Consider the following 6,757-nt stretch of genomic DNA (forward strand, 5'->3'; position numbering starts at 1 on the left):
CGCGCCGCCTGGTCCCGGCAAATGCGGAACTGGTCCTCGATGGAGGAAACGCTCTGATGGTCCGAGGAATAGCGGGCGTATAGCGCAACGCGGGTCATAAGACTTTCCTTTCTTTTCAAGGGCGGATTTCACCCGTCCGGTTCCCGCCCCTCTTCCTTTGGCCGGTTGTCGTTGGCCGCCCGCTTCCGCCGCTCCTGCTCCCAGGCCCTGATGTGTTCGCGGGCAATATGGCGGCCGATGGCCCGCGCGATGGTATCCAGGTGCCGCTCCGCTTCTTGCGCCGCCCCATGCTCGGGGCCGTTATCGTTCGCCGGGGGCGGGATGACCGCCGTCGCCTGGTCCTCCTTTTCCTTCATGGGCCGAGCCTTTCCAGTATTGGTGCATACCGGATAAGGATCGCGCAAAAGCGGCCGAGATCTTATAGCCGTTATATACCCTGTTCTTCTCCCAGGCCCTCTTCAGACAAACAACGCCTTCAGCATTTCTCCTTGCTCGGTATGCTTGGCTGCATTTTCAGCCTTGAGCCTGCGCAGGTTGAGAAGCTTCCATTGGACGGCGGGAAGCCGTTCGGCCTGGGGCAGGTCGATGAGGGCGAAATCCGGTTCGGCGTCGTGAAGCGACAGCAGGAACGCCGCGGACTTGCCAGTCAAGCGGCTTCGGATATCCGCGATCAGGCGCGTCCGCGCCGTTTCGAGATCGGACAGCGCGATCTCTTCCCGCGTCATCCCAACGAATTCCTCCGTGTACAGTTCTTCTATCGGGATAGCCGGCGGCGCCAGCAGTTCGTGCGGCGGACGGCCGGACGCGCAGGCATAGACCAGAAAGACCCGGAACAAATCGTCCGTCAGCCCCTCATTTTCATAGAGCAGGTGGACATCGTAGAGATCGCGCGGGTGCTGGCGGTCGAGGGCGGCATGCAGCTTGCCGGCAAAGAGGTCCTCGAAGGCGAGCACCGGCATCTCGGCGAACCCAAAGGCCTCCTCCACCGCGTCCGAAACCCTCATCGGCACCGGCGACAGCACCGTTCCGCGCATGACAGGCGAGGTCTCGATCTTCACGCTCGCCGCACCGCGCGAGGCCATGATGCGGGTTTCCAGGTTCCCGCCGCCGGCGATGCGCTGGAGCCGCACATCCCTGTTGCTGCGGCCGAATGAATCCATGATCCGGTCGAGCGTGGCATCGATATGCTGAAGAGAGACGGCCCGGTCCTCGATCGGCACATAGGTCAGATCGATATCGACCGACAGGCGCGGCATGTCCCGGTAGAACAGATTGATGGCCGAACCGCCTTTGAGCGCAAAGACCTTCTCGGCCGCAATGGCTGGCAGGAGGCGCATCAGCAAGCGGACCTGCTCGACATAGCGTTCACGCATGGCTCGCGTCCTCGTCCATGTCCTCAGGCAGAAGCGCCTCGGGCACATAGATCCGGTAGACCGGGTGCAGTTTTCCGCCCTTCGCCAGCGCGCGCGGGCCGGAACCAAAATCGATGGCGCTCTTGTCCAGATGCTTCACCCAGGCATGGGCATGCCGGTCGGCAAACACGAAAAACAGGCGCTTGACCTTGATGCTTCGGCAAGCGCGCAGCAGGGTCATCAGGCGCTTGGGGCGCAGGTTCGTCAGACCCTGAAAGATCATGTCTAGATTGTCGAAGGTCGCGTGGGCTGGCAGTTCGTCGAGAGCTTCGAGGATGGCGCGCTCGGGGGACGAAACCTTGAGCGGCCAGCGCCAAGGGCTCACCGTCGGGCCGTGTTCTGCCCCCGCCCCGGGCTCGCTCTCGAACTGGTGCTCAGCATTCTCGACGCCGGTAAGGTCTTCACCGAACAGGACGCGCGAGCGAACGACGAACTGTGCCTTGCCCGGAAGGCGGGCCAGCCAGGAGGGAACTTCGCCATAGAGATAGACACGCTCCCCGCCGCCAAGCGGCAGATAGTGGGCGAGCCCATGGAAGCCGAGCGCGCTCAAGCCACCCAGATGGACGTCATGTTCCATGATCCATTGGATCGACAGCAGCGAGAGCTGCCAGTCGGTCTCCGGTCGGACAAGCGGGCGCCCTGCCTGATCGGTATGGGGTAGCGGGCGACGGTAGACCCCGCGCACCACCCGCTCCAGCCAGCCCCGCTCGGCATAGTCGTGGATGGACTTGGGATCGATCCCGAAGCGCTTCAGCCACGCCGCATCGACGAGGAAGCCGGGGGGGACTCGCTCCAGAAAGGGCTTCAGCCTTGGCGTTCTTTGATGGCTCATAGCCATCAAATTCGCATATTTTGAAAATGCGCGCAACTCGTATTTCATATATATCTCTTTTCAATGGTTAATAACCATCAAAATATGATACTGGCAAAATATCCTATGCCATTGCCGACCGGGACGGGCGCGCCGGCGGGAACGACCACGGACGCGCGCCTTTCGAGAGCCCAGCAGGACCATGCACGATGATACGAATCCTCGGCACATGCGCTTATGGTCCGAGGATTCGTAACAATCTCCCTTGCAGGAAGGCTCGCCTTGCCTTCGGCGCCAGTGCCCTTCCTTGCGGATGCGTTCTTCATGTCACCCGGTCTCCGCGCTGGTACATCATGACCGATGGGCAGACCGCCTCCCGGCGGCGGCGCGGATAGGGCCCCCTGCGGTCGCTGCCGGGCATGAAGGCGCCGGGCAGCCGTGTCTGGGCGATACCCACCAGATCGACGAGGGCGGAGCGGAGCTGCGGCCAGGGAAACTCCGTGCATTCTTCGACGCTCTCGCCCTCGCGCAGCACGGCATCGAGCTTGCCGGCCACCCCGGCCAGTGTGTTGGCGGGGGTGGCCATCAGAACCTCGACCAGTTCCTGTTCATGGTCGGCAGCGGCCAGTTCCGCCCGCCTGGCGGCGGAATAACCGATCCGCTTATCCTCGGCATCCCAGCGCGCCTGATGGGCCGCCAGATCGGCCTCGGCCTGCGCGCGCAGCTCGGCCAAGGCGGGATCGTCGCCGAACAGCTCCTCGATGTCGCCGTGCCAGGAGACGGCAACGGTCGCGTCCTCGTCCGGCAGATAGACCTCGGCGTAGGGAAAGCCGATGGCCTCGACCAGTTGGGTCTCCAGACGCTGCTGCCTGCGGCACAGGGCAGCGGTGTCGAGATAGGCGGCCTGCCAATCGCGCCAGAGCGCCAGCGCGGGATCGGAGGCGGAGCCTTCGGCCGGTGCCCCGGCAGCCAGGGCCGCGGCATCCGCAAGCGGCAACACCACCGTGGCCACCGCCGTGCCCGAAAGCAGCATCCGGCGCGTGACCGAAGGAAAGACTCGTGTATTGTCGGAATCAGCCATGATCCGAGCTCCTTGAAAGCTTGGGTTGTGGTCAGGCTGCTGAAGGTGCTGTAACCACCGTCAGCAGCCGCTTCATATAATATGCACATTTGCACTTTTTACGCAACGAGACAACACAAAGCTATGGAAGTGACTTCAGCGCAAATCCGTGCGGCCCGCGGGCTGCTAGACATTTCGCAGCAGGAGCTAGCGGATTTATCGAAGGTCAGTTTGAGAACTATTGTGCAGATCGAGCGTGGTTCAAAGCCGGCGTCAGCATCGATCGTTCAGGCTCTTGTGCTCTCCCTCGAAGCGGCCGGTATCGAGTTCATTCCTGAGAACGGCGGCGGTCCAGGCGTTCGGCTGGCGCGGTCCGTTGACGGCGCGTGAACATCTAAGCGGAACGGGTAACTCTGACCGAAAAAAGACTTCCACTTGCGCAATCCTAGACGACTGCTTCGCGCCAGCGGAAGTTTGTAGCCGCAATAAGCTCAGCGAAAGGCAAGACCGACTTGGTGCAAAGACAGTGTTTTTCCTTTGACCAGTCTGTGTCGGCAAGGAGTCGCGTCTTCCCAGGCTACGCTACGCCATGGGAAACGGAGCTGGAGCTTGTGACCGGCACGCACTGATCAGGCCTTCGGTGACGAGAAGAAGTTGGCCGCCAAATAGTCTATCAATTCCGATCCCTGACCATCCTGCCTGAACCGACGCTGCTCTTCGAAGTCGATCGAGGGGAAGAGGCTGATGAACTGATGATCAGCGTACAGCGAGAGCAGGGCCTCAGGATCGAGTCCTCCCGTCCGTTGCCAAGCCATGATGTTGGCCGCTTCAATGGCCGCGCCGATTAGAACATCGGCCAACTGGACGGCCGGGCTCGTCCTGGAATCGACCTGAGTCACCTCTATGAGCTTGAGCGGGAATTTCAGGCTCGCGATCTCGGTTGTCCGGAACTCGATCTCCTCGTCGTGATCGATGAATCGCTGGATGAGATCGTGGTATCTGGTTAGATTCTTGGACTGGTCGTGCTCCACGCTATATGGCTCATCCGCCATCACCTCCATCCTGCTGATGAGGGACTGCAGCACGACAATGGCCGCGTCCGTGTCCACGCCGGACGTCGCTATCGCGGACAAGCATTCCGGTGCAGCGAACTTCGCCAGTGGCCCGAGGATCTCAGGCAGTTCTCGCCACCTCGTCGCTTGAGCTGCGGCGACGAGGTTCCTGAGGGCAGCGCTCGACTTCTCCTTCACCGCGAACTGGAATGCCGACATCAATTCGTCGAACGCTGCCCTCCCAAGCAGAGTCGGACGCGTGATGTGGAGGAGCGACCCCGCCGCGTAGTTCTGCCCATCCCGATAGAAGTCGACGCCACGCTCGTAGTAGAAAGGCTCGACCGCGTAAGGGCAAGGCCCGCGCGCCCTATGAGTTCGGCTGCAAGGTCTCGATCGCCACCCCGGTGACCAAGCCCAAGGGCGGCCAGTTCGTGCTGCACGCTGCAGCCCTGCACGGCAACCCCTATGACGGCCACACCCTCGGGCCCGTCGTCGCCGAGATGGAACGGCTCACCGGTGTCGAGGCCCGCCGCATACACGTCGACAAGGGCTACCGCGGCCACAACCATCCGCACAAGTTCAGGGTCTGGATCTCCGGCCAGGTGCGCCGGGTCACCACGACCATCCGCCGCGAGATGAAACGCCGCGCCGCCGTCGAGCCCGTCATCGGCCACGTCAAGGCCGAGCACCGCATGCAGCGCAACTACCTCAAGGGCCGCCACGGCGACCGCGCCAACGCCGTCCTCGCCGCCGCCGGCTACAACTTCAGCCTCCTCATCCGCTGGCTGGAGGCGCTCTTGCGTGCCCTGCTCATGGCACTCCTCAAAGCCCTGCCCACAGCTCAGGCCGCCTGAAAACTCGCCGGCGCGGATTCTTCACAGACGACCCTTTAGGCAAGGCTTGGGCTTCGCGTTTGACGCAGATCACTCCTCGCGTCCCGGACAATTGACCACGACGATTGCAGGAAGAGCCCGGCGATCACCGCCGCGACCGCGAGATCGGGCCAAGGCGTGCCGCTCCACCAAACGAGGCCCGCCGCTACAACCACGGCTGCGTTGCCGATTGCATCGTTGCGCGAGAACAGCCACACCGCCCGCACGTTGGCATCACCCGCCCGGTGAGGAATGAGCACGAGAGCGGCGGCGACATTGATGACGAGCGCAATCAGCCCAAACAGGCCCATCAATTCGGCTTCCGGCTGCTGCAGCACCAGCACGCGGTATCCCGTATTGGCGAGCACGCCCACGCCCAAAGCACCCAAGAACAGGCCCTGAATGAGTGCGGAGCGGGCGCGCCAAACCAGACTCCAGCCAATAGCGAGAATGCCGAGGAAGGTAATCAGGCCATCGCCGAGGAAATCGAGCGCGTCGGCTTTCAGCGCCTGCGATCCCGAGATGAAGCCGCCGACCATCTCAACGAGGCCGTAGCCGACATTCAGCAGGATGACGATCCACAGCGCCCGCCTGTAAGCCGGGGTGATGTGGCTCAGATCCTTCGGCAGATCGTCGATATCGCCCACGCTATCGGTGCTGGGACTATCCAGACGGTCGAGCCGGTAGCCGAGGCCGGCTACGGCCTGCTCGACCTCCGGCAGGTTTGCGCCGGGGTCGTCCACACGCAGCGTCATGATCTGTGAAGCGATCGAGACCTTCGCGTCCGCTACACCCGCCACCCCGCGGGCCGCCTTCTCGATTTTGACGGCGCAGGAAGGGCAATCCATGCCAGTGACGCGGAAGCGCACCGCCTCCGGGGTGCCATTAGTCGAAACCGTAGCACTCATCGGGTATGCTCCTTTTTCCTGAACGCCGGCGGGAGCGACGTTTCCAGCAGCAGGGCGGCCACGCCACACACGATAGCGGCGTCGGCCAGATTGAAGGCGGGCCAGTGGTAGGCGCCAATGTAGAAATCGAGGAAATCGGTCACCGCCCCGTCGTCCAGGCGGTCCAGCACGTTGCTGGCCGCGCCGCCGATGATCAAGGCAAGGGCGGCGCGCTGAACGGCGCTATCGCTCCTGAACGCCCACACGCCCAGGAAGACGATGATGCAAAGGCCGATGAACGAAAGAATGTAAGGACTAAACGGGGAGTCGGAGGCGAACAGGCCAAAGCTCATTCTGATCGGCCCCCACGGACGGGTCCAATTTGATTGTTAGTGCAATGATGGTCGTGGCGCCAGCGCGGGCGGCATCGCTGGTTGGGGTTGCAGGGCCGCCCGCGCGAATGCCGGGATGAAGACCTCCGGCGCCGGCGGCTTGTAGCCGAGCGATCCATGCGGACGCACGGTGTTGTAATGCCGACGCCAGCTTTCCACGATGATCCTGGCCTCTTTGAGCGTGTAGAAGATCTCGCCGTCGAGGAGTTCGTCGCGCAGGCGAGCATTGAAGCTCTCGATGTAGCCATTCTCCCATGGGCTTCCGGGTGCG

Annotated in this window: 9 protein-coding genes and 1 pseudogene; 2 read left to right on the forward strand and 8 right to left on the reverse strand. The window is 62.7% G+C overall.

Annotated elements, in window-relative coordinates; all coding sequences use genetic code 11:
• Positions 1-128: 128 nt before the first annotated feature.
• The 4 genes from MK313_RS17560 to MK313_RS17575 form a co-directional block, all read right to left on the reverse strand.
• Positions 129-356, reverse strand: coding sequence for a hypothetical protein (locus tag MK313_RS17560; protein ID WP_287783413.1), 228 nt, complete (start codon positions 354-356; stop codon positions 129-131).
• Positions 357-458: 102 nt separating this feature from the next.
• Entirely contained in the window at positions 459-1,373 is a 915-nt protein-coding gene (locus tag MK313_RS17565) for a nucleotidyl transferase AbiEii/AbiGii toxin family protein (RefSeq protein WP_287783416.1), read from the reverse strand.
• Positions 1,366-2,292, reverse strand: coding sequence for a type IV toxin-antitoxin system AbiEi family antitoxin domain-containing protein (locus MK313_RS17570; protein ID WP_287783418.1), 927 nt, complete (start codon positions 2,290-2,292; stop codon positions 1,366-1,368). The genes MK313_RS17565 and MK313_RS17570 overlap by 8 nt, the downstream gene beginning before the upstream one ends.
• Before the next feature lie 253 nt (positions 2,293-2,545).
• Positions 2,546-3,304, reverse strand: coding sequence for a hypothetical protein (locus MK313_RS17575; protein WP_287783420.1), 759 nt, complete (start codon positions 3,302-3,304; stop codon positions 2,546-2,548).
• A 123-nt stretch (positions 3,305-3,427) separates the two neighbouring features.
• Here MK313_RS17575 and MK313_RS17580 point away from each other — a divergent pair, with 123 nt between their 5' ends.
• Complete coding sequence (locus MK313_RS17580) at positions 3,428-3,673, forward strand: helix-turn-helix transcriptional regulator (RefSeq protein ID WP_287783423.1); 246 nt, start codon at positions 3,428-3,430, stop codon at positions 3,671-3,673.
• Positions 3,674-3,912: 239 nt separating this feature from the next.
• Here MK313_RS17580 and MK313_RS17585 read toward each other — a convergent pair whose 3' ends face one another.
• The gene (locus MK313_RS17585; protein ID WP_287783425.1) at positions 3,913-4,554 is read right to left on the reverse strand and encodes a DUF3800 domain-containing protein; all 642 of its coding nucleotides are present in this window, start codon (positions 4,552-4,554) and stop codon (positions 3,913-3,915) included.
• A gap of 128 nt (positions 4,555-4,682) precedes the next feature.
• On the opposite strand from MK313_RS17585, the pseudogene MK313_RS17590 reads away from it, so the two are divergent.
• Positions 4,683-5,189 (forward strand): annotated as a pseudogene (locus tag MK313_RS17590) (IS5/IS1182 family transposase); the annotation flags it as partial.
• 35 nt (positions 5,190-5,224) lie between these two features.
• Here the strand turns inward: MK313_RS17590 and MK313_RS17595 are convergent.
• The 3 genes from MK313_RS17595 to MK313_RS17605 all read right to left on the reverse strand — a co-directional run.
• Positions 5,225-6,115 (reverse strand): cation transporter, encoded by an 891-nt coding sequence (locus MK313_RS17595; protein ID WP_287783427.1) that lies wholly within the window; start codon positions 6,113-6,115, stop codon positions 5,225-5,227.
• Positions 6,112-6,447 carry a signal peptidase II gene (gene lspA / locus MK313_RS17600; protein ID WP_287783430.1) on the reverse strand — a complete coding sequence of 112 codons (336 nt, stop codon included), beginning with the start codon at positions 6,445-6,447 and terminating at the stop codon, positions 6,112-6,114. Before lspA ends, MK313_RS17595 begins: the two co-directional genes overlap by 4 nt.
• Before the next feature lie 36 nt (positions 6,448-6,483).
• Positions 6,484-6,757 (reverse strand): integrase core domain-containing protein (locus MK313_RS17605; protein WP_287783433.1); only part of this gene is annotated, 274 nt, incomplete at its 5' end.

Origin of the sequence: Oceanibaculum sp., from assembly GCF_022449305.1 — a bacterium.
GTDB classification, from domain to species: domain Bacteria; phylum Pseudomonadota; class Alphaproteobacteria; order Oceanibaculales; family Oceanibaculaceae; genus Oceanibaculum; species Oceanibaculum indicum.

Coding starts and splice junctions, on each gene's coding strand:
- MK313_RS17560 (WP_287783413.1), bottom strand. CDS start 356: ATGAAGGAAAAGGAGGACCAGGCGACGGCGGTCATCCCGCCCCCGGCG.
- MK313_RS17565 (WP_287783416.1), bottom strand. CDS start 1,373: ATGCGTGAACGCTATGTCGAGCAGGTCCGCTTGCTGATGCGCCTCCTG.
- MK313_RS17570 (WP_287783418.1), bottom strand. CDS start 2,292: ATGAAATACGAGTTGCGCGCATTTTCAAAATATGCGAATTTGATGGCT.
- MK313_RS17575 (WP_287783420.1), bottom strand. CDS start 3,304: ATGGCTGATTCCGACAATACACGAGTCTTTCCTTCGGTCACGCGCCGG.
- MK313_RS17580 (WP_287783423.1), top strand. CDS start 3,428: ATGGAAGTGACTTCAGCGCAAATCCGTGCGGCCCGCGGGCTGCTAGAC.
- MK313_RS17585 (WP_287783425.1), bottom strand. CDS start 4,554: ATGTCGGCATTCCAGTTCGCGGTGAAGGAGAAGTCGAGCGCTGCCCTC.
- MK313_RS17595 (WP_287783427.1), bottom strand. CDS start 6,115: ATGAGTGCTACGGTTTCGACTAATGGCACCCCGGAGGCGGTGCGCTTC.
- lspA (WP_287783430.1), bottom strand. CDS start 6,447: ATGAGCTTTGGCCTGTTCGCCTCCGACTCCCCGTTTAGTCCTTACATT.